This is a genomic window from Hymenobacter ruricola (assembly GCF_015694525.1).
In the GTDB taxonomy this organism is placed as follows: Bacteria; Bacteroidota; Bacteroidia; order Cytophagales; family Hymenobacteraceae; genus Hymenobacter; species Hymenobacter ruricola.
The window spans coordinates 242,216-262,683 of the sequence record NZ_JADQDM010000006.1; the positions used below are offsets into that span (position 1 = coordinate 242,216).

Sequence of the window (20,468 nt, forward strand, 5' to 3'; positions counted from 1 at the left end):
ACATGGCAGCCACGCCCCGCGACCTGCCCGTTTGGGCCCTGGCGGCGGCCAGCCTGCGGGCCGGCACGCCCGTGGCGCTGCTGTGCGTGGTGCGCAGCGAAGGCAGCAGCCCCGGCCGCCAGGGCTTCAAAATGGCCGTAACGCCGGAGGTGGTGGCCGGCTCCATCGGCGGGGGCATCATGGAGCACAAGTGGGTGGAACTGGCCCGCCAGCGCCTGCACGGCCCCGAGGCCACGCCTCTGCTGCGACCCCAGATTCATCGGCGCGAGGCCCCGGCCGACCGCTCCGGCATGATGTGCTCGGGCGAGCAGGACGTGCTGCTGTGGCCCCTGGCGGCGGCTGACTTGGCGGCGGTAGAAGCCATTGCCAACCGCCTGCAAGGCGGCGCGGGCGGCTTTTTAAGCTTGAGCCCGACGCGGGGCCTGCAAATTCTTCCGGCGGAAACACCGGCAGCTGAATCAGCGAAGGAAACGGCAGAAGCGCCGTTTTACGAATACCAGCCGGGCCCCGAATGGCAGTACCGCGAGCGGCTGGGCTTCCGCGACCAGCTCACCATTGTGGGCGGCGGCCACGTCAGCCTGGCACTTTCGCGCGTGTTGGCCACGCTCGATTTTGAGCTGACCGTGCTCGACGACCGCACCGACTTGCCCACGCTGGATGCCAACAACGCGGCCCATCAGCGCCGCGTTGTTGATTACGAGCAGGTGGCCGCCGAAATCCCCGGCGGCGCGCACCGCTACGTGGTGGTGATGACCGTGGGCTACCGCACCGACGCCGTGGTGCTGCGCCAGTTGCTGGGCCGCCCCTTCCGCTACCTCGGTGTGATGGGCAGCGTGGCCAAGGTGGCCGAGCTGCGGCGCGGGCTGCGGGAAGAAGGCTTTTCGGCCGCAGAAATTGCGCGCCTGCGCGGCCCCATCGGCCTGCCCATTCACAGCCAGACGCCGGAGGAAATTGCCATCAGCATCGCGGCGGAGTTGGTTCGGGTGCGGCGGGAGGCAGCGCTGGGCGAAGAATGAGGCACTGTCATTGCGAGCACAGCGAAGCAATCCGTCCTGTGAAAACCAGATACGTCCTTTTACCACAAAGCTCCGGTACCACTACAGTGCCGGGGCTTCTATTTGAGCTTTATCACAACTTAGAGCTTGTCGCTGAACCAGGACGGATTGCTTCGCTACGCTCGCAATGACAATCCCTCCGGCCGCATCAAGCGTCTTTACCGTTCCGTGTCGCTGTCGGCAGAGGGGGTGTTACCCTTGGCAAATTCTTCGGTGAAAACGCGGTAACGGTCCAGAATGGAGCGCACGGAACGTTTGAGCACGATTTCGCCCATGGGGCCTTCGGGCACGGTCACGCCGGAAGCGTAGCCGTTCCAGACGGCGCGGTTGGTTTTCACGTCGATGAGGGTGACGAGCAGGGTGCCTTCGGCCAGCAGCAGGCGCACGGGCTGGTAGCCCTGGCGCTCTTCCTTGGGGGTGTCGTCGTTTTCCTCGATGTTGCGCTTAATCCACTGGCTGAGGTCTTCCTGCTGGAAGCCGTGGAAGTTCATGTCGCCCTCGTACACCCGGAAATTCACCAGCATGTCGGGGCGGCGGCGGGCCAGCTTGTAGCCCTGGGCCATGAAGCGTTGCTGAATGGCCTCGCGCAGCGACTGGCCCAGGCGGCTGCTGTCGGAGGTGAGACCGGTGCCGGTCACGAAATCGTAGGTGCGGTAGTGACGGAAGTTGCCCCGGTAGCTGTAGTCGGAATCAACCCGGGCTTCGCGGGTGGTCATGCAGCCCGCCAGGGCCAGCACGGTTAGCAGCAGTAGCGTAATCGTAGGTTTCATGCGTGGAATGGGAATCTGGTTAGGGATTACCAATGTACGAAACCTAAGGCACTTAGCGTTCGGGGTGGGGCTACAAAATTGTGAACTTTGTAATTTAAAGGCTCTATTCTCGGCCCTAGCGCTAGCCGGCAGCTTGAAACGTAATTAATTCGGCACAGCGCCCGCGGCAAGCCCGCAGGTCCTCGGGGACGGTCATGCAGAGCGTAGCGAAGCATCTTTACCTCAATAGTAAATCTGATTGCTGGTGGCGGTAAAGATGCTTCGCTGCGCTCTGCATGACGTTCAATGAGGCATAGCCGGGCCCGCCCCTACCGGTACCCAGCCGCCTGCAGCTGAAACAGCTCGGCGTAGCGCCCGCCGCGGGCCAGCAGCTCCTCGTGGCTGCCGATTTCCACGAATTGGCCGTTTTCGATGACGAGGATGCGGTCGGCCATGCGGACGGTGCTGAAGCGGTGGCTGATGAGGACGGCGGTTTTGCCCTGGGTGAGCTCCTTGAAGCGCTGGAAGACTTCGTACTCGGCGCGGGCGTCGAGGGCGGCGGTAGGCTCGTCGAGGATGAGGAGCTGGGCGTCGCGCATGTAGGCGCGGCCGAGGGCGATTTTCTGCCACTCGCCGCCGCTCAGGTCCACGCCGCCGTTGAAGCGGCGGCCAATCATCTGGTCGTAGCCGTGGGGGAGCTTGGCGATGACGGTGTCGGCGAGGCTTTGCTGGGCGGCGGTTTCGATGCGGGGTTGGTTGTGGCGCTCGTCGATGCGGCCGACGGCGAGGTTCTGGCCGGCGGGGAGCTGGAAGCGCACAAAATCCTGGAAGATGACGCCGATTTCCTGGCGCAGCTCGGCGGGGTCGTATTCGCGCAGGTCGTGGCCGTCGAGCAGGATGCGGCCTTCGGTGGGGTCGTAGAGGCGGGCCAGGAGCTTGACGAGGGTGGTTTTGCCGGCACCGTTTTCGCCCACGAGGGCCAGCTTTTCGCCCGACTTTAGAGTAAAGCTCAGGTTGCGAATGGCCCATTTTGTACCATTCTTGTACTGGAAACCGACGTTTTCAAACTGAAAACCCTGCTGAATGGGCCGGGGGAAAGGAATGGGCCGCTCGCCGTAGAGCGGCTGAGTGACGATGCGCGGCCGCAGCGCAAAGAAGTCGAAGAAATCCTGGAGATACAAGGCGCCGTCGGCCACGGAGCTGAAGCGGCTGAGGATGCCTTCGAGCAGGGCGCGCAGGCGGGCGAAGGAGCCGGCCAGGAAGGTGAGCTGGCCGAGCGAGATGCTGCCGGCCACGGTGCGGGCGATGATGTAGACGTAGGCGCCGTAGTAGCCGGCGGCGCCGATGGCGGCGAAGAGCGTGCCCCAGCCGGCGCGGCGCAGCACGAGGGATTTGTTTTGGCGGTAGAAGTCGTCGGAGAGGGTGCGGAAGCGGCCGATGAGGAAATCGGAGAGGCCGAAAATCTTGACTTCCTTGGCGGTTTCGTCGGAGGCGCCGGTTTGGCGGAGGTAATCGAGCTCGCGGCGCTCGGGCGTCCAGGAGTGCGAGAGGGAGTAGCTGCGCTCGTTGAAGTGCGACTCGCCGAGGAAGGCGGGCACCACGGCCAGCAGCAGCAGCCCCAGCAGCCAGGGCTGGAAGGCGACGAGGCCGCCGGCGAGGAGCACGAGGGTGATGACATCCTGGCCCTGGCTGAGCACTTGGCTCATGAGCACGGTGCGGGAGAGGGTTTGGCGGCGGGCGCGCTCGAGCTTGTCGTAGAAGGTGCTGTCTTCGAACTGGTCGAGGTCGAGGCGGGCGGCGTGCTCCATGAGGCGGATGGAGGACTGGTTGGCGAAGAGGTCGCCGAGCAGCGAATCGAGCAGGGCCACGCCGCGGCCCAGGGCATCGGCGAGCAGCACGAGGCCGAACTCGAGGCCCACGAGGGTGAGCACGGGCGTGAGCTGGCGGGCGGCGGCGGGCAGCTTGGTGAGGGCCACCACGTCGTCGATAATCAGGCGGCCGACGTAGAGCGTGGCCAGCGGCAGAAACGCGCGCAGCAGGCGCAGCACGAGGTTGGCGGAGGCCAGCGCGGGGCTGGTGGCCCAGATGAGTTTCAGGAAGGCGGGCAGGTGGCGCAGGGCCGATACCCGCTCGCGCACGCTCACGGCGGGCTTTTCGGGGCCGCGCCCGGCGTTGGGGTTCTTGGCGGAGATGGATTTCAGGAAGTCAAACATTGCCGGGGCGTGGGCAAGGTTGGGGCCGGGTTTGGGGGGCGGCCGTTTTGGCAGGGGGCGTGGGGTGGATTATTAGGGTATCTTGATGGCCGCTTGGTTTTGAGGCCCTGCTAGTAGTTTACCCAAAGGAGGGTATTTTTGATTTACCACTGCTATGGACACTAACACCAACATACAAGTCTTCTGCCTCAATCTGCGCGCGCCGAAGGACTGTCGGAAATACCTTTCCAAGACCCTGCGCTCCCCTGCCGGTGAGCCCCTGTTTGATGTCGAAGCCGCGCAACGACTCTTGTTAAAGAAATTTCCTCTTCAGCAGCATTGGCAACCGGCCACTTATTCTATCAGCCCAGAAGAACAAGCGAACCTAGAGGCATCGCCGCAGCAGATGAACTTACTGCTGCCTTTTCAAGCGAACCTTCCGTATGAGGTGTTGATGGAAGACGCGACGGCCCTGCTGTTCCAGGCCGATTCACGCTTAAAAATGCTGACCTTGGAATTGAAAAAAGACGAGTGGTTGCGAAACCTCTACCTTTTTCTACTGGAGAATGCCGCCTTGCCCTGCTTCTTGCGGGTCGCAAAAGCCTACTTTACCAGTAGAGCAGAGCCCCTCCCTTCCTTATCCAGTGACTTTGTAACAGTGACGAGAAGTTTACTCTAACGTTAGGCTTTTGAAAGGTGAAGACGCTCAAATTACTCCCTGAGAAAAGGCTCCCCGCAACCGCACGTCTGCGAGGCGTCCTCACTCATCCAACAAAGTAGCTTAAGAAGCCCCAGCCCCGCCAGCGGCTGGGGCTGCTGGCGGGGCCGGCCGGCGGGACTCAGTGCCTTGCTGGCGACCTTCGCCAGCCGCTGTATCTTTGTTTGAGCCCCGCAAAACCCTTCAACCGCACTTCGCTATGGCCCCCATCACCTCCCTTTCGCAGCTCGACCCCAACGGCGTGTATACCTACGCCGATTACCTGACGTGGCGGTTTGATGAGTTTGTGGAGCTGATAAAGGGCAAGGTGCGGCGGCCGATGTCGGCCCCGGTGCCCATGCACCAGCAGGTTTCCGTCAACCTGACCACGGAAATCCGGCAGTTTCTGAAACGCAAGCCCTGCCGGGTGTACGCCGCGCCGTTCGACGTGCGCCTCACACGCAGCACGGGCAGCGACGATGCCCAGATTCAGACCGTGGTGCAGCCGGATATTTGCGTGGTCTGCGACCTGACGAAGATTGATAAGCGCGGCTGCGTGGGGGCCCCGGACTGGATTATCGAAATCGTGTCGCCCGGCAACCTCAAACACGACACCAAAACCAAGTTCGACCTCTACGAGGAAAACGGGGTGCGCGAGTACTGGGTGGTGTTCCCTGGGGAGCAGACGGTGCTGGCCTACGTGCTGGACGCGCACGGCCGCTACGAGGTGGCCGGCGAGTACGCCGCCCCCGGCCCCATGCCCGTCACGGTGCTGCCCGGGCTGGCCGTGGAATGGAGCGAAGTGTTCGACGCGGCGGGGTAAAGACTTCGGCCAGCTGGCAAAGTTGGAGCCGAGGCAATTGGCTAAACTCAACCAAGTAAATACTATTGCCCGGCAGCCCCAGCCACACCAGCGGCTGGGGCTTCTGCATGTCACAGCCCACCGGAAGCCACGGCCGGGCCGTGCTACGAGTGGTACGGCTCACGCCCGCTCCGCTACCAGCCGGTACAGGTCTTGGGCATTTTCAAACGCGGCGCCCATGGTGTTGTTGAAGTAGGCATACACGTCTTTGCCCTCCTGGAGGTAGTCGTGTATCTGCTCGGCCGTGTCGTGCAGAAAGTCGCGCTCGTAGGATTCGCGGTAGTTGCCTTTAGGGCCGTGGAAGCGCATATACACAAAGTCAGCCCCCTCGTTGAGTTGGGCATTTCGGGCGGGGCCTTTGTCGTGCAGCACGAGGCTGGCGCCGTGGTCGTCCAGCATGTCAAACGCATCATCGGTATACCAGCTGGGGTGGCGAAACTCCACCGCTTTGCGCCACTCGTGGGCGGAGTCTGCCGCCACAAGTGCAATTAAGAGGGTATTGACCGCCTTTAGCTGACGAATGGTGTTGCTGGGCGGAAACTGAATGAGCAGGCAGCCCTTTTTGGGGCCCAATTCCCGGGCGGCATCCAGAAAGCGGGCAAGGCCGGAGAGGTCCTCGGCCAGCGTCTTGGTGTGCGTGATATCGCGCCACAGCTTGATGGTAAAGTCAAACGCCGGGCCGGTTTCCGCGGCCCAGGCCGCAAATGTTTTGGGCTGAGGGATGCGGTAGAAGGTGCTGTTAATCTCCACCGAGTTGAACAGCGTGGCATAGTAGGTGAGGCGGCTCGTGGCCTGGTAGGCCTCCGGAAAGGTGGCCTTGGGGCCGGGCACGACGATGCCGCTGGTGCCAGTGCGCAGGGTGCCAAGGTGGGCCGGCATGGGAAAGGGTTATGCGGGAGTTTCGGGGTATAACGGGCCACGCGGCTTCGGCGTTTTACCCCGGCGCCTCTTCGCTGGGTTCCAATATACCGCCTGCTGCCGCGGCCGGGGCAGGCGTTTGGTCCGGTTAAAGCGCTGCCGGCAAATAGGGCCACGTGAAATAGAGCAGCGCCCCTTGCAGCAGCGTTAGCGCCAGCGTAACGCTCCAGAAAGCGGCTTTGCGGTTTTTGTGGTGCAGCAGCAAAATGGCGGCCCACGCGCCAGGGGCAGCGCCGGGTAGCGTAGCGAGGTGCAGCGTTTTTTCGGCAATGCGCCGCTGGCCCCGTTGGGCTTTGCGCTTGTCCAGGGCGAAGAGCAGGAAACACAGCAGGTTGAAGGCTAACAGGCAGCTAAGGAGGGGTGTCATAGGACGGCGGGCCTTGCGGCTTAACTAGGCGGGGTTTCGGCCGGGGTGGTCGAGGCCCAGGTCTGAGTTGGTGGGGTGGGTTTGTTACCAAAAGGAGCATTCAGGCAAACCTGAACTCTCGCAATCGGCGGCAAGCGGTCTGGCCCGCACCGGTTGGCCATTCATGCACGGCAAGCGCTACCTGGGCGCCGGCCGTTGCACCGTTGCGGGCACCTCGGCCACACCAATGAGCAGCACTTCGGGGCGCAGTTGTTGGTCAATCAACTGCTGGTCGCTCACCAGGGTGGGGTCGGTGGCCAGTTCGGGCCGCGGGATAGCGGCCAAATCCTGCAGCCAGCGCGCCCGTTGCGGCGCCAGTTCCTCGACCAGGGCGGCCAGAAAGCGGGCGTGCTTCGCCGCGAGCGGGGCCAGCCGGGCCATTGCCTGCCGGTGTTCGGCGCCGAGTTGGGCCAAGGCTTGACGGCCGCTGTCCGTCAAGGGCACCGGGCGGCCGGCGGGCACGGCGTCCTGTAAGGGGGCCGCCCGGCGGCGAATGTCCCGCATCTGGGCCTGGACCGAGTCCACCAATTCGCGGTCCTGGGCCGAGAGCACGGCCGCCACTTGCTGGCGCAGCCGCTGGAAGGCGGGCGCCACGTGGGCCCGGTGATAGGCCGCCCGCCGGGCCTGGGCGGAGGAGGGCGCCGGCGCAGCGGGTGCCGTGGGCAGGACGGGGGGCGTGAACGTGGACGCCCGGCGGTGGGGAGCCGACGCGCGCGGTGTTTGGGCCCCGGCGTGCCCCGTGGTGAGCAGGGCCGCGAAGCCCAGGCCCAGGCAGTTGAGGGAGAGAAAAAACGGGCGACGGTTCACGACAGAGCGAAGGCAGGGCGGCCAGGCCCTTCTGGATAGGTGAGGAATGACGGGAAGACACGGGCGACCGAATGTACTGGATGTTCAGCCAAAGGGCGGTTTTCTGAAAGGCAAAGCCGTTCAAAGCACTTACCAACGAAGGCCCCCGCTGGGGCATTTGCGATGCGATGCCGATGGGGTCATCATTCATTCAGCGGAGTATCTTTCAGCCGCCCCGGCCCCACCAGCGGCTGGGGCGGCTGGCTGTCACGGCCCGGCGGAAACCTGGGCCGCGGCGGCGTCCATATTTCCGGCCCATGAGCCGCCCGCCCGGCCACCGAAAAGCCCCGACTCGGCTTGAGTCGGGGCTTTTTAGTTTCCATCCTGGCACCAGTCGGGGGCTACGGCTGGCGCACCCCGCGGCAGCCGTAGCCTTTGGCATTAGCCCGGGTGGTGGGGTAGTTGGGGTCTTGCAACGCCGAAGTAATGGCGGCCGTGTAGTCTTCCACGAAGCTCCCGCCCTTCATGCCAATGCCGACGGTGTAGTCTTTGAGCACTTCGCCGGCAGCGTTGGCCGTGTTTTCGGTGTTTTTCACCCCCGGCCAGCTGTTCTGGTTGGCGCGGCCTTCGGTGACGGACAAGATGCCGTCGCCCACGTTGCCTTTGAAGCTGCGGCCGGCGGCGTTGGCGGTGGTCACGCAGGGCTCCCAGAGGTTGCCGCTCAGGTCCATTACGCCGTAGTAGCTGCCGCCGGAGAGCTTGCGGTCGGAAGTGGCATCGGCGGCGTAGCCGCTGCGCAGCGGCGCGTCGATGGTGCCGTCGGAGGTGTTGATGTAGTTGGTAGAGAGTGAAGTGCGGACCTGTTTTTCGGCGCTGGTGTTGGCGTTGGCAAGGCCGCCGGTGGGCGGGATGATGTAGGTGCCGGTGGCAAAGCGCGGGTACGGCTGGGGCTCGGGCCCGTTGGCGGCTTTCTCGTACTCCAGCTCGGTCATCGGGCGCAGGCAGGCCCAGTCCAGGAACGCGGCGGCGTCGCTCCAGAGCAGGGAGCCGCAGGCCGTCCATTCGCCGTCGGCGGCTTCGTTGTAGGTGCCGTTGTTGTTGGCATCGGCGCCCACGTAGCCGGTGGTCATGCTGCTGCTGCGCACTTCCAGGTTGTTGCGCACGCCGGTGAGGAAGAGCTTGGTGCCCGCGGTGGCGTGGTTGGCCGTGGTGAGGTCGGAGCGCTCGGGCAGGAAGTCGGAGTTGTTGTAGCTGATGGAGTTCAGAAAATCGCGGTAGCCGGCCTGCGACAGTTCGTACTTCATCATATAGTAAGCGTTGTAGCCAGTGGGAAAGCTGGAATTGATAGTGCCGGTGCCGCGGGGGTCCCAGAGCTGGCCCGCGCCGTTGCCCATGGTGGGCGGGAAGGCGCTGGTGATTTGCAGAGGCGCCAGGCTGCTGCCGTCACCGTAGTTATCGGCCCCGACTACGTTGTTGTAGCCGGCCCAGAAGGGCCCCTGCGGAATATAAACCATTTCCAGGGCAAACACTTTCACGTCAAAAGAGCCCGCCTTCTGGTCGACGCCGATGCTGAGGGCCGTGCCGTCGTTGTCGACCGTGCGCAGGCGGTAGTACACGTAGGCGCTGCCCGCGGGCAGCAGCTGGGCCACGTTGGCGTCGGGGTATTCGTAGCTGCGGGGGCTGCTGCTGTGGCCGGCCGCGGCAATGCGCTGAATCTTGGCGAAGGTGCGGCTGTCGAAGCTGCGTTCCAGTTCGAAGTGCAAGGCGTTGGTTTCGGTGGCGGTTTTCCAAAACAGCAGGGCGGCGCGCTGCTGCCAGCGCCCGCCGAATTCGGTGAGCGTGACGGGCAGCGGCGTGGTGGGCTCGCCTTTCCGGGCCATGGCCCAGCCGTCGTCGTCGCCGCCCAGGAAGATGTTGCGGCCGAAGGGCCGGTTGCTGGCCTGGCCCACGTGGGTGCCGTCGTCGATGCCGCCTTTGAACTGGGCCCTGGCGGCCAGCGGGGCCAGGAGCATCAGGCAGCCGGCCACCGTTATTCTGAGCATACTGAATGAAATCATAGCCCGGGGAGACGTTTAGGAAAGAAGCCAATTGCAAGATGCCGCCAATGCACAACCTATTTCGTTTCAATAGCTTGCGTCGCAACACTCGCTCGGCTAGCCCCGGCTCCACTGGAAGTCCCGAGGCTACAGCCCGCATAACCAAAGTTAAAGACGAATATTTAACTTTCACTATTTATTACTAAAAAGGCACGTGCCGGGCAAGCAGCCCGGGGGGCTGGGCCCGGAGGAGCCTCTTCAATGGCCGGCACACGGTGCCTTAAGTTGCCGGGCAGTTTCTCCTGCATCGGCCGGGGCCCTGGTGCTGAAAAGCCCCGGCTGCGGGCGCAGTCGGGGCTTTTCGGGCGGGTTGGCAGGGTTGCGGGGGCGCTCCGGTTAGCGGTTGCGGGTCCACTTCACGTTCAGGATTTTGAATTCCTGGTTGGTTTTCGCGTCGAGGCGGTAGATTTCCAGCAGCTCGGTGTTCTCGTCGACGAAGGTGTAGACTTCCTTCATGTCGGTATACTGGCCCGCGCCGTTGCGCTGCTGGTAGCGCATGGTCGTCGATTTGGTGGCCGGGTCGTAGGGGCCTTCCATGGCCACGCCGTTGCCGCCGTCCTGAATCATGGCGCGGGTGAATATCTTCTTTTTGGCGTCGTAGCCCGTCACCCGCACCCCGCGGATTTGCTGGCCGTTGATGTTGTACACGACTTCGGAGAGCTGAAAGAGGTCGCCCATCACCATGCGGTTGGTGAGCGACGACGTGCTGGTGAGGGGCGAGGCGGTGGGCGAAAACGTCATGGTGGCCTGCCCCGTCCAGGTACCGCTGGCCCGCGCCAGCAGCTGGTGAAACTCGTCGGCGGCGGGGGCGGGCGCCTTGGCCGCCGGGGCCGCCACCGGGGGGCTGGGCAGCGCGGCCAGCGTTTGGGCCAGGCCCGCGTGAGAAATTGCCCAGCTGCTGAGCACGGCGAGAAGAATCGTTTTCATGGAGCGAAGCTAAAACTGGTGGAACAGTGGAAAAGAAGAAAACGTGGCCGCGGCACAAGCCGCACCCACCGCCCCAAATATAAGCCTCCTGCTATATCCAGTCATGACTTTCCGGGGCCTGACGTTTTCATTGCGCCGCCCAGAGGCAGCGAAAACACCGCGCTAAAAAAAGTGACGTTTTGGGAACGAAAAATATATTTTCCGCAACCCCGGCCGTGAGCGGCATCTTGGTATAGTTATGACAATAGGGCCGGCAACCCGCCTCCCAAGGCACTTCTTTCCACGCTTTTTTCCCGCTTTTATGCCATGTGCCCTCCCCTCTCGTGCTGCCACCAGCGGCTAACCCAGCCGCTGCCCACGCAAGTTTATTATTTGGTGCGCCTGCTGCTCACCCACAACTGCGACGAGCTGCTGGCCGACCAGCAGGAGCCCGTGCAACAGCGCCTGGAGCAACTCTGGGACCGGGTGCAGCACTCGGTGCAGTGCCGCTGCCGGGTGTCGCTGGCCCGGGCCATTGAGCTCACCGAATGCCTCGTGGCGTGCCTGCTGCGCGAAGACTGCTGCCGCCGCTCGCTGCGCCGGGCCGTGTCGTTGCGCGAGGCGCTGGGGCCGGTGCTGGATTAGGAACAACTAGTACGGGTCATTATTGAGCCACGCTTACTTACGCATTCCGGCCCCGGCGGCCGGCGGGGGCGCGAGCTGTAGCGGCGGGGCAGCAGCGCCTATTTATCTTTCGGGATTGAATGGGCGCCTTGTCCACCGCCTCCACTTTTTCTGCCTCCCGCCTTGCGCCCGCCCGCCGACCCTGCCCGCATCAACGTCCAGTCTTCCATCGACGTGAACTACTGGTGCCAAACCCTGAACTGCACCGAAACCCGGCTGCGCAACGCCGTGCTGGCCGTGGGCCCGCTCGTGGCCGATGTGCGGGCCTACCTCAACCGCTGAGAAAACCCGGGCACCGGCTGCCGGCGCGAGGCCATCATCGACCCTCTTCCCTTCTTTCTATGTTTCGACGGTTTACTTCTACGCTGGTATTCGCGGGTGGCCTGTTGCTGTGCGCCCCGGTGGTCCGCGCCCAGCACTCGCTCGCCATTGGCCCGCGCCTGGGGCTGAACCTGGCCACCTACCACTACCCGGAAAAGACGCCGGTAGGCACGCCGGGCTACCGCGCGGGCCTGGAGGCGGGGGTGGCCGGCGCCTGGGGCCGGGGCCACTTCGCGGTGCAGGCGGCCGCGCTTTATTCCCAAAAAGGCTTTGCGCAGCACTACACCGTCGAACTCCGCACGGCCCCAAATCTTCCGGGCATTCCCGCCGAGGTGGAAACCAGCAACCGGCTCGATTACCTGACCGTGCCCTTGTCCGTGGCCTTCACCCAAGGCAATGATGGCCAGGGGGCGCAGGTGTTTGCCGGGCCTTACGTGGGCCTGCTGCTGGGCGGGCGCTACGAAACCAAAGCCGTGCCCCAGAGTGGGGCCCCGACTTCCGACAGCGGCTCCATTACGCCCACCGGCAACGAGGTCCCTGACCTGGACCGCGGCTACACCCGGCGCTTCGATGCCGGGCTGCAGGCGGGCGTGGGCTACCGCTACCGCGCCTGGATGCTCCAGCTGGCCTACAGCGTGGGCCTGCGCAACCTGTCGCCCAGCTACCACTACAACGGCGTTCCCGTCAGCACGCCGGCCTATTACAACCGGGCCTTTCAAGGCTCCCTCACCTACTTGTTTGGCCCGGCGCAATAGCCTGGTTCAAGCATCAGCGCCGGGCTAGGCGGGAGTGGCTTCTGGGCCAGCCGGCTGCTCATCTTCCCCTCCTACCCACCCGATGGAGCCCGACAAAGAAGAATTCCCCGGAGAGCACCGCCTGGTAAGAAGAGTCTTGATAGCCGTGGCTATTCTGCTGCCCGGCCTGATATTTTTTCGGATGTTCGGGCTTTTTGGAGCCTTCATTTTGGCAGAATTTATTCTCAGCCATGCCGTGGCGCTGGGCGCCGGCATTTTGGGTCTGGTTCTGCTCTATGTGCTTGTCCGAAATGCGCTAGACAAAAGAAAGGGGTAAGCATATAGACGTGAAAGCCGGCCTCAAAAAAGCAAGCCGGAAAATGCAGCGATGCTACCGCAGGTTGGCAGCGCCAGCCATTCCCCCCGACCTTTGCGGCTTCTTATGGCCGCTTCCTCTTCCCGCACCTACACGCTCGGCTTCTGGCTGATGTGTTTGTCGTCCTTCCTGTTTTTTGCCAGCTTCAACCTGCTGCTGCCCGAGCTGCCCGAGCACCTCTCGCGGCTGGGCGGGGCCGAGTACAAGGGCTTCATCATTTCGCTGTTTACGCTCACGGCGGCCATTTCACGGCCGTTTTCGGGCAAGCTGGCCGACACCGTGGGGCGCATCCCCGTGATGGTGTTTGGCTCGCTGGTGTGCTTTGTGTGCGGGTTTTTCTACCCCTGGGCCCTCACCGTGTCGGGGTTTCTCACGCTGCGGCTGCTGCACGGGTTTAGCACCGGCTTTAAGCCCACGGGCACGGCCGCCTACGTGGCCGACATCGTGCCCGTGGCCCGGCGCGGCGAGGCCATGGGCCTGCTGGGCGTGACTGGCGCGCTGGGCATGGCCTTCGGGCCGGCCTTCGGCTCGTGGGTGGCCACGCACCACTCGCTCAACGCCATGTTTTACTGCTCCAGCGGGGCGGCCCTGCTCTCGGTGCTGGTGCAGGGCACCCTGACGGAAACCCTGCCGCAGGCCCAACGGCGGCGCTTCAGCCCGGCCTTGCTGAAGTTGAACTGGCGCACCGAAGTGCTGGAGCCGCGCGTGCTGGCCCCGGCGCTGGTCACGGCGCTGTGTTTGTTTCCCTACGGCGCGGTGCTGACGGTGATACCCGACCAAAGCCGGCTGCTGGGGCTGGTGGGCTCCACCAAGGGGCTGTTCTACATCTGCTACACGGCCGCCTCGCTGGCGGTGCGGCTGGTGGCGGGCAAGTCGTCGGACACTTACGGTCGGGTGCCGGTGCTGCGCTGGTCGGCGGGCCTGCTGGCGGCGGGGCTGGGGCTGCTGGTGTGGTCGCCGTCGGTGCCCGTGTTTCTGGCCGGGGCGGTGGTGTTTGGGCTGGGCACGGGCCTGAACTCGCCCACGCTCTACGCCTGGACCATCGACCTGAGCCACCCCGAGCACCGCGGCCGGGGCGTGGCCACCATGTACATCGCCCTCGAAATCGGCATCGGGCTGGGCGCGCTGCTGGCGGGCTGGATATTTGCCAACCAGCCCGGCCGCCTGCCCTACGTGCACGGCCTGAGCCTGCTGTGCGTGCTGGCGGCCGTGGCTTACCTGCTGCGCATCCAGGACACCGGGCCGGTGGCGACGCCGGGCTACTCGGAACCCAGCCCCGAGCCATCGCCCGAAGAAGTAGTGTAAGGGGCGGAAAAAGAAAGATGAACAGCCGATGAAAACCCGATAGATTCAACTATTTTTAGGTTTTCAAATACTGTTTACTCCTTTCCTTTTTATTGATGCCGGCTTCTGTACTGCGGCGCTGCCTGCGGGCCCTAATGCCCCTGCTGCTGGGCGGCTGGCTGCTGGCCGGCGCGGTCCAGGCCCAGCCCGAACCCATCAAGTTCGGCCAAATCGACCAGAAAGACCTCACGGCCGAGCCCTTTGCGCAGGACAGCGCGGCCGCGGCCGTGGTGCTCTGCGACTTCGGCAGCACCAGCGTGCCCAACGGCGGCGAGCTGCGCTTCGACCGGGTGACGCGCATCAAGATTCTGAAGCCGGCGGGGCTGGAATGGGCCAACGTAGCCGTGCTGCTCCACCACGACCGCCCCGGCTACGCCGAGCGCCTGACCAACCTGCAGGGCTTCACTTACAACCTGGTGAATGGCCAGGCCGAACAAAGCGCGCTGGCCCCGGCCACCAGCCTGTTGCTGAAGAAAAACGAGCAGTGTTCGCTGCAGAAATTTGCCCTGCCCAACGTGCGGGTGGGCTCCGTCATCGAGTTTCGCTACACGCTCTATTCCAACTACCTGTCCGGCTTCCGGGGCTGGGAATTTCAGCACAGCGTGCCCGTGCGCTGGAGCGAGTACTGGGCCAGCATTCCGCACCAGTTCAACTACAAGATGCGGCTGCAAACCAAGCAGCCCCTGGCCGTGGACGAGCCGGCCAGCCCCACGGCGCTGCTGACGACCTACCGCTGGGCCATGCGCGACGTGCCCGCCCTGCGCCCGGAGCCCTTCATGACCACCGCGGCCGACTACGTGGACAAGATTTCGTTCGAGCTGGCCAACTATGGCAGCCAGGACATCAGCCGCTCCTGGGAAAAGATTGACCAGTTCCTGCTGCACGAGTGGGAGCTGGGCCAGCAGCTCGACCACTTCAACTTTCTGAAGGCGGACCTGGCCCAACTGCCCGCGCCCACCCCCGACAATGCCCTGCTGCGCCTGGCCGCCGTGCGGGCCCTGGTGCTGAAGGCCGTGCGCTGCACCGGCGAGTTCAGCATGCACACCCGGGTGCCGCTGCGCAAAATTTACCTGGAAACGCACCAGGGCAACACAGCCGAGGTCAATTTCCTGCTCATCGCGGCCTTGCGCGGCGCCGGCTTCGCGGCCAGCCCCGTGCTGCTGAGCACCCGCGCCCACGGCCGGGTGCGGGCCACCATGCCCGAAACCAGCCAGTTCAACTACGTGGCGGCGCACGTGGCGCTGGCCGACGGCCAGGAGCTGGTGCTCGACGCCACCGACCCGCTGCTGCCCTACGACATGCTGCCCGAGCGCTGCCTCAACCAGCAGGGCCGGGTGGTGGGCAGCTCGGCCGGCACGTCCCGCTGGGTTGAGCTCAAGCCCCGCTACCGCCGCACGCACCTGCAGCAGGTGCAGCTGTGCCTGGCCCCCGACGGCGCCCTGAGCGGGCAGGTGCACGAGGAGTTTGGCGGCTACGCCGGCGCCGAATACCGCGACAACCTGCAGCACGACGGCGACAAGAAATTTGCGGCCAGCGTGGGCCAAGCCCTGCCCGGCTGGTCCGTGTCGGCCTTTGCCGTGGCCAACCGCGACAGCGTGCTGAAGCCCTTGGTGCTGGACTACGCCGTAGCGCAGCCCACTCCCGCGCCCGAAGGCGTCCCGGTCGGCACGTTCTACCTGGCGCCGCTGCACTATTTCGGCCCCGAGCGCAACCCCTTCCGCGCCGAAACCCGGCAGTTTCCGGTTGATTTTGGCTACCTGCGCGAAGAAACCATCACCGTGAGCCTGACGCTGCCCGCGGGCTACGCGCTGGCCGAAACGCCCAAATCGAAAGCCCTCGACCTGCCCGACAACGGCGGCCGCTTTGCGTGCAGCACCACGGCCAACGGCACGGCTGTGCAGCTCACCAGCCGGCTGCTCCTGCGCAAGCCCATTTACACCGCCGCCGAGTATGCCGGCCTGCGCGAGCTGTTTCGCCAGATGCTGGAGAAGCAGGCCGAGCGACTGGTTATCAGGAAAGTGGGGTGAGTGCCCCGGCCCCGGGCTTCCATTTTTCTTTTGCTTCTACACTAAACTCCGGCTCTTATTCGATTTAAGCTTTACATGATTATTTCCCTGTTTTTCGGGCGCGGGCGCTGGCTGGCGGCCGCATTCTGCCTGCTGCTGAGCTGGCCGGCCCTGGCCCAGCCCGAACCCATTAAGTTTGGCCAGGTCGACAAGAAAGACCTCACGGCCGAGCCCTTCGCGCAGGACAGCGCCGCCGCGGCCGTGGTGCTCTGCGATTTCGGCCGTTCGCGCATGGAAGGCAAAGGCGCCGGCCTGCAAGTGGTGTTTGAGCGGGTGACGCGCGTCAAAATCCTCCGAAAAGCTGGCTTTGACTACGCCACCGTGGAAATCCCGCTTTACCACCGCGACGACGACCAGGAAAAAGTGTCGGGCTTGCGCGGCTTCACCTACAACCTGGTGAACGGCGTGGTGGAAAAAACCAAGCTCGAAGCCAGCGGCGCGTTTATCGAAAAGCGCACCCCGACCACCAACATCCAGAAGTTCACGCTGCCCAACGTGCGCGAAGGCGCCGTGATTGAGTACGCCTACACGCTGCGCTCGGACTTCCTGTTCAACTTCCAGGACTGGACGTTTCAGCAGGACATTCCCGTGCGCTGGAGCGAGTACCGCGTCAGCCTGCCGGTGTTTTACAAGTACAAGATTATTTACCAGGGCAGCCGGCCCTTCGACGTGAACGAGTCTCACGCCGGCACCGTGGGACTCGTCCTCGACGACCGCATCCCGGCCGGCGCGGGCCTTTCGGCGGGTACCTCCACGGGCACATTGGGCATCACGGCTCCCACCGAAGAGCACCAGTGGGTGCTGAAAAATGTGCCCGCCTTTCGCGAGGAGCCCTACATGACCACGGCCCGCGATTACCTGGCGCGCCTCGACTTTGAGCTCACCGCCGAGCAGTGGTCGGCCACCGACTTCCGCGACCTGACCGGCACCTGGGGCAAAATCAACAGCACCCTGCTGGCCGACGAGGACTTTGGCGGGCGCCTGGGCCGCTCGGGCCCGCTGAAGGAACCGGCGCAGGCCCTGGCCGTGCTGCACCCCACCGTAACGGCCCGCGCCGCTGCCGTGCGCCAGCTGGTGATGGCCGCCGTGCGCTACGACGGCAAGGACCACTGCTTTGCCCAAGAACCGCTACGCAAAGCCTACGACGCCCACCGCGGCAGTTCGGCCGACGTGAACCTGTTGCTCATCGCCGCCCTACGCGACGCCGGTATCGACGCCCAGCCCCTGATACTGAGCACCCGCGACCACGGCCACGTCAACAAGGAGTTTCCGCTGCTGGACCGGTTCAACTACGTGGTGGCGCTGGTGGCGCTGGCTGGCGGCCAGGACCTGCTGGTGGACGCCACCGAGCCGCTGCTGCCCTGCGGCGTGCTGCCCGAGCGCTGCCTCAACCGCGTGGCCCGGCTGGTGACAAAACAGGAGGCCGACGGCCGCTGGGTCGACCTCACGCCGGCCCAGCGCCAGGTGCGCTTCCAGCAGGTGGCCCTGACCCTGGACGCCCAGGGCGGCCTCAGCGGCAAGGTGCACGACGAGCGCGGCGGCTACGCGGCCGCCCACGCCCGGGCCGAGCTGGCCGACCAGGGCGAGAAGAAATACCTGGCCGGGCTGCTGCGGCGCCACGAAGGCTGGGCCGTGCCCAAGCTGACCGTGGGCGCCGCCGAAACCGTGGACAAGCCCTTGAGCCTGGACTACGAGTTTACGCAGCCGGCCGGCGACAACGCCGCGGCCGGCACCCTCTACCTGAGCCCGCTGAGCGAGTTCGGCGCCGGCCAGAACCCGTTTCGGCACGAAGACCGGGCTTTTGCCGTCGACTTCGGCATGATGCAGGAAGAAACCCTGCTGGTGACCCTGACGCTGCCCGCCGGCTACGAACTGGCCAGCGTGCCCAAGCCCGCCGTGGTGGACCTGCCCGACAACGGCGGCCGCTTCCTCTACAACGTGGCCAGCACCGCCCCCGGCGTGGTGCAGCTCACCAGCCGCCTCACCCTGCGCAAGCCCGTGTACGCGGCCGAAGAATACGCCAGCCTGCGCGAGCTCTACGGCCAGCTGCTGGCGCACCAGGGCGAGAAGCTCGTCATCCAGAAAAAAGCCGGCGGCTAGGTCGTGTGGGCCGGCTTTTGGTCCTTAATTCCAAGTGTTTTCCTCGTATCTTTTGGCAATTTAACCGTCCGTATTTTAATTCATTTCCTGCATGAAACATTCTCTACTGCTAACTGCGGCGGTAGGCGTTGCCTTGTTCGGCGCCGTAGCGGCGCAGGCCCAGACGGCACCTATCAAATTTGGCAAGCCCGACCCGGCCGATTTCCTCGCCGCTTCTTTTGTGAAGGACAGCGCCGCCACGGCCGTGGTGCTCTGCGACTTTGGCACCACCAGCTTCGTGTACACCAACAACGACTTCCAACTGGTGTCGGAGCGGGTGACGCGTATCAAAATCCTGAAAAAGGCCGGCTTCGACGCGGCCACGGTGGAAGTACCGCTCTATCACCACGACTCGCGCACCGAGAAAATATCGGGCCTGCGCGGCACCACCTACAACATGGTGAGCAACAAGCTGGTGCCCAGCAAGCTCGACGCGGCCAACGCCTTCACGGAGGAGCGCACGCCCAACGTGCGCATCCGGAAGTTTACCCTGCCTGATGTGCGCGAGGGCTCCGTGATTGAGTACAGCTACTCGGTGACGTCGGACTTCTTTTTCAACTTTCAGGACTGGACGTTTCAGCGCGAAATCCCGGTGCGCTGGAGCGAGTTTCGGGCGGCGATACCGGAGTATTTTCACTATAAGATGCTGATGCAGGGCTACCACGCCCTGGCCGTGCAAACCCAAACCGAGGGCTCGGCCCAGTTCACCACGCAAACCGGCGGCAGCTTTTCGGGCAACGGTCCCACCCGCGAAGGCCCCAGCTCCAGCGTGACGACGAGCCGCCTCACCAGCTACCGCTGGGCCATGAAGGACGTGCCGGCTTTCCGCGACGAGCCGTACATGACCACGTCGGAAGACTACGTGGACCGCATCAATTTTCAGCTGGCCGGCCTGCAGTTCCCGGGCCAGGGCTACCAGAACGTGGCCGGCACCTGGAACAAGATTGACATGGAGCTGCTGGCCGATGAAAACTTCGGCCAGCAGCTCGACCGCGGCAACTTCCTGAAGGACCAGATGAAAGCGCTGGCCTTGCTGCACCCCGACCTGAGCGCCCGCGCCGCTGCCGTGCGCCAGGTGGTGATGGGCGCCGTGCGTTACGACGGCACCAACCGCTATTCCACTTCGGGCTCGCTGCGCAAGGCCTTCGATGCCCACCTGGGCAGCTCGGCCGACGTAAACCTGCTGCTCATTGCCGCCCTGCGCGACGCCGGCCTTGAGGCCCACCCCGTGCTGCTGAGCACCCGCAGCCACGGCCGCGTGAACGAGGCACAGCCCCTGCTGGACCGGTTCAACTACGTGGTGGCGCTGGTGCCGCTGGCCGGCAGCCAAGACCTGCTGGTGGACGCCACCGACCCCTTGCTGCCCTGCGGCGTGCTGCCCGAACGCTGCCTCAACCAAAGCGGCCGCCTGATTATGCCCAAAGCGGGCGAGGGCCGCTGGGTGAACCTGGCCCCCAGCCAACGCTACGTGCACTACCAGCAGGTGGCCCTGACCCTGGACACCCAGGGCGGCCTCAGCGGCAAAGTGCACGAGGAACACGCCGGCTACGCCGGGGCGCAGGCCCGCAAAGAGCTGGTGAGCCTGGGCGAGAAAAAGTACCTGACCGAGCTGGCCCGCCCCCACAGCGGCTGGACGGTGCCCAAATTTGCCGTGGCCGAGCGCGAAAACGTGAGCAAGCCCCTGGCCCTGGACTACGAGTTTACCCAGCCGGCCGACGACAACAGCACGCCCGGCACCCTGTACCTGAGCCCCTTGCGCGAGTTCAACAGCGACCAGAACCCCTTCCGGCACGACGACCGGCTGTTTCCGGTGGACTTTGGCGCGCCCCGCGACGAAACCCAGACCATCACCCTGACGCTGCCCGCCGGCTACGAAGTGGCCGAGCTGCCCAAGCCCGCCGTGGTGGACCTGCCCGACAACGGCGGCCGCTTCCTCTACAACGTGGCCAGCACCGCCCCCGGCGTGGTGCAGCTCACCAGCCGCCTCACCCTGCGCAAGCCCGTGTACGCGGCCGAAGAATACGCACAGCTGCGCGAGTTCTACCGCCTCATGCTGGAAAAGCAGGGCGAGAAGCTCGTCATCAAAAAGAAAGTTTAACGGCCCATTACGTCCTTTTTTCGGCCTTTTCCTTGCTCT

18 protein-coding genes are annotated in these 20,468 nt (G+C 64.6%); 11 read left to right on the forward strand and 7 right to left on the reverse strand.

Going from position 1 to position 20,468, the window contains the following annotated elements; translation table 11 throughout:
* Positions 1-2 precede the first annotated feature (2 nt).
* Positions 3-1,016: an XdhC family protein gene (locus I2H31_RS13960; protein WP_196293653.1), complete on the forward strand. Its 1,014-nt coding sequence runs from the start codon at positions 3-5 to the stop codon at positions 1,014-1,016.
* Positions 1,017-1,213: 197 nt separating this feature from the next.
* On the opposite strand, the gene I2H31_RS13965 is transcribed toward I2H31_RS13960, so the two are convergent.
* Positions 1,214-1,825 carry a DUF4136 domain-containing protein gene (locus tag I2H31_RS13965; RefSeq protein WP_196293654.1) on the reverse strand — a complete coding sequence of 204 codons (612 nt, stop codon included), beginning with the start codon at positions 1,823-1,825 and terminating at the stop codon, positions 1,214-1,216.
* Between the two features lie 308 nt (positions 1,826-2,133).
* The gene (locus tag I2H31_RS13970; protein ID WP_196293655.1) at positions 2,134-4,017 is read right to left on the reverse strand and encodes an ABC transporter ATP-binding protein; all 1,884 of its coding nucleotides are present in this window, start codon (positions 4,015-4,017) and stop codon (positions 2,134-2,136) included.
* A 154-nt stretch (positions 4,018-4,171) separates the two neighbouring features.
* Between I2H31_RS13970 and I2H31_RS13975 the strand changes: the two genes are divergently transcribed.
* Positions 4,172-4,675 (forward strand): hypothetical protein, encoded by a 504-nt coding sequence (locus I2H31_RS13975; RefSeq protein ID WP_196293656.1) that lies wholly within the window; start codon positions 4,172-4,174, stop codon positions 4,673-4,675.
* A 238-nt stretch (positions 4,676-4,913) separates the two neighbouring features.
* Positions 4,914-5,516, forward strand: coding sequence for a Uma2 family endonuclease (locus I2H31_RS13980; protein WP_196293657.1), 603 nt, complete (start codon positions 4,914-4,916; stop codon positions 5,514-5,516).
* Between the two features lie 159 nt (positions 5,517-5,675).
* On the opposite strand, the gene I2H31_RS13985 is transcribed toward I2H31_RS13980, so the two are convergent.
* From I2H31_RS13985 to I2H31_RS14005, 5 genes are all read right to left on the reverse strand, one after another.
* On the reverse strand, positions 5,676-6,434 hold the full coding sequence (locus I2H31_RS13985) for a DUF72 domain-containing protein (RefSeq protein WP_196293658.1): 759 nt from the start codon (positions 6,432-6,434) through the stop codon (positions 5,676-5,678).
* 127 nt (positions 6,435-6,561) lie between these two features.
* The gene (locus I2H31_RS13990; protein WP_196293659.1) at positions 6,562-6,840 is read right to left on the reverse strand and encodes a DUF1294 domain-containing protein; all 279 of its coding nucleotides are present in this window, start codon (positions 6,838-6,840) and stop codon (positions 6,562-6,564) included.
* 177 nt (positions 6,841-7,017) lie between these two features.
* Positions 7,018-7,686: a hypothetical protein gene (locus I2H31_RS13995; protein WP_196293660.1), complete on the reverse strand. Its 669-nt coding sequence runs from the start codon at positions 7,684-7,686 to the stop codon at positions 7,018-7,020.
* Positions 7,687-8,066: 380 nt separating this feature from the next.
* The gene (locus I2H31_RS14000) at positions 8,067-9,707 is read right to left on the reverse strand and encodes an SUMF1/EgtB/PvdO family nonheme iron enzyme (protein WP_196293661.1); all 1,641 of its coding nucleotides are present in this window, start codon (positions 9,705-9,707) and stop codon (positions 8,067-8,069) included.
* Positions 9,708-10,097: 390 nt separating this feature from the next.
* Positions 10,098-10,688, reverse strand: coding sequence for a DUF1579 family protein (locus I2H31_RS14005; RefSeq protein ID WP_196293662.1), 591 nt, complete (start codon positions 10,686-10,688; stop codon positions 10,098-10,100).
* Positions 10,689-10,994: 306 nt separating this feature from the next.
* Between I2H31_RS14005 and I2H31_RS14010 the strand changes: the two genes are divergently transcribed.
* The 8 genes from I2H31_RS14010 (at position 10,995) to I2H31_RS14045 (ending at position 20,429) form a co-directional block, all read left to right on the forward strand.
* The gene (locus tag I2H31_RS14010; RefSeq protein ID WP_196293663.1) at positions 10,995-11,312 is read left to right on the forward strand and encodes a hypothetical protein; all 318 of its coding nucleotides are present in this window, start codon (positions 10,995-10,997) and stop codon (positions 11,310-11,312) included.
* Between the two features lie 162 nt (positions 11,313-11,474).
* Entirely contained in the window at positions 11,475-11,633 is a 159-nt protein-coding gene (locus tag I2H31_RS14015; protein WP_230687778.1) for a DUF3606 domain-containing protein, read from the forward strand.
* A gap of 59 nt (positions 11,634-11,692) precedes the next feature.
* A complete protein-coding gene (locus I2H31_RS14020) occupies positions 11,693-12,427 on the forward strand; it encodes a porin family protein (RefSeq protein WP_196293664.1) in 735 nt (244 codons plus the stop codon).
* Between the two features lie 82 nt (positions 12,428-12,509).
* Positions 12,510-12,743, forward strand: coding sequence for a hypothetical protein (locus I2H31_RS14025; RefSeq protein WP_196293665.1), 234 nt, complete (start codon positions 12,510-12,512; stop codon positions 12,741-12,743).
* 105 nt (positions 12,744-12,848) lie between these two features.
* On the forward strand, positions 12,849-14,087 hold the full coding sequence (locus I2H31_RS14030) for an MFS transporter (RefSeq protein ID WP_196293666.1): 1,239 nt from the start codon (positions 12,849-12,851) through the stop codon (positions 14,085-14,087).
* Positions 14,088-14,182: 95 nt separating this feature from the next.
* Positions 14,183-16,153: a DUF3857 domain-containing protein gene (locus I2H31_RS14035; RefSeq protein WP_196293667.1), complete on the forward strand. Its 1,971-nt coding sequence runs from the start codon at positions 14,183-14,185 to the stop codon at positions 16,151-16,153.
* Between the two features lie 75 nt (positions 16,154-16,228).
* Positions 16,229-18,292: a DUF3857 domain-containing protein gene (locus I2H31_RS14040; protein ID WP_196293668.1), complete on the forward strand. Its 2,064-nt coding sequence runs from the start codon at positions 16,229-16,231 to the stop codon at positions 18,290-18,292.
* Positions 18,293-18,383: 91 nt separating this feature from the next.
* On the forward strand, positions 18,384-20,429 hold the full coding sequence (locus tag I2H31_RS14045; RefSeq protein WP_196293669.1) for a DUF3857 domain-containing protein: 2,046 nt from the start codon (positions 18,384-18,386) through the stop codon (positions 20,427-20,429).
* Positions 20,430-20,468 lie beyond the last annotated feature (39 nt).

Excerpts from the sequence above, each read along its gene's own strand:
- I2H31_RS13960 (WP_196293653.1), top strand. The coding sequence starts at position 3 with ATGGCAGCCACGCCCCGCGACCTGCCCGTTTGGGCCCTGGCGGCGGCC.
- I2H31_RS13965 (WP_196293654.1), bottom strand. The coding sequence starts at position 1,825 with ATGAAACCTACGATTACGCTACTGCTGCTAACCGTGCTGGCCCTGGCG.
- I2H31_RS13970 (WP_196293655.1), bottom strand. The coding sequence starts at position 4,017 with ATGTTTGACTTCCTGAAATCCATCTCCGCCAAGAACCCCAACGCCGGG.
- I2H31_RS13975 (WP_196293656.1), top strand. The coding sequence starts at position 4,172 with ATGGACACTAACACCAACATACAAGTCTTCTGCCTCAATCTGCGCGCG.
- I2H31_RS13980 (WP_196293657.1), top strand. The coding sequence starts at position 4,914 with ATGGCCCCCATCACCTCCCTTTCGCAGCTCGACCCCAACGGCGTGTAT.
- I2H31_RS13985 (WP_196293658.1), bottom strand. The coding sequence starts at position 6,434 with ATGCCGGCCCACCTTGGCACCCTGCGCACTGGCACCAGCGGCATCGTC.
- I2H31_RS13990 (WP_196293659.1), bottom strand. The coding sequence starts at position 6,840 with ATGACACCCCTCCTTAGCTGCCTGTTAGCCTTCAACCTGCTGTGTTTC.
- I2H31_RS14000 (WP_196293661.1), bottom strand. The coding sequence starts at position 9,707 with ATGCTCAGAATAACGGTGGCCGGCTGCCTGATGCTCCTGGCCCCGCTG.
- I2H31_RS14005 (WP_196293662.1), bottom strand. The coding sequence starts at position 10,688 with ATGAAAACGATTCTTCTCGCCGTGCTCAGCAGCTGGGCAATTTCTCAC.
- I2H31_RS14010 (WP_196293663.1), top strand. The coding sequence starts at position 10,995 with ATGTGCCCTCCCCTCTCGTGCTGCCACCAGCGGCTAACCCAGCCGCTG.
- I2H31_RS14020 (WP_196293664.1), top strand. The coding sequence starts at position 11,693 with ATGTTTCGACGGTTTACTTCTACGCTGGTATTCGCGGGTGGCCTGTTG.
- I2H31_RS14025 (WP_196293665.1), top strand. The coding sequence starts at position 12,510 with ATGGAGCCCGACAAAGAAGAATTCCCCGGAGAGCACCGCCTGGTAAGA.
- I2H31_RS14030 (WP_196293666.1), top strand. The coding sequence starts at position 12,849 with ATGGCCGCTTCCTCTTCCCGCACCTACACGCTCGGCTTCTGGCTGATG.
- I2H31_RS14035 (WP_196293667.1), top strand. The coding sequence starts at position 14,183 with ATGCCGGCTTCTGTACTGCGGCGCTGCCTGCGGGCCCTAATGCCCCTG.
- I2H31_RS14040 (WP_196293668.1), top strand. The coding sequence starts at position 16,229 with ATGATTATTTCCCTGTTTTTCGGGCGCGGGCGCTGGCTGGCGGCCGCA.
- I2H31_RS14045 (WP_196293669.1), top strand. The coding sequence starts at position 18,384 with ATGAAACATTCTCTACTGCTAACTGCGGCGGTAGGCGTTGCCTTGTTC.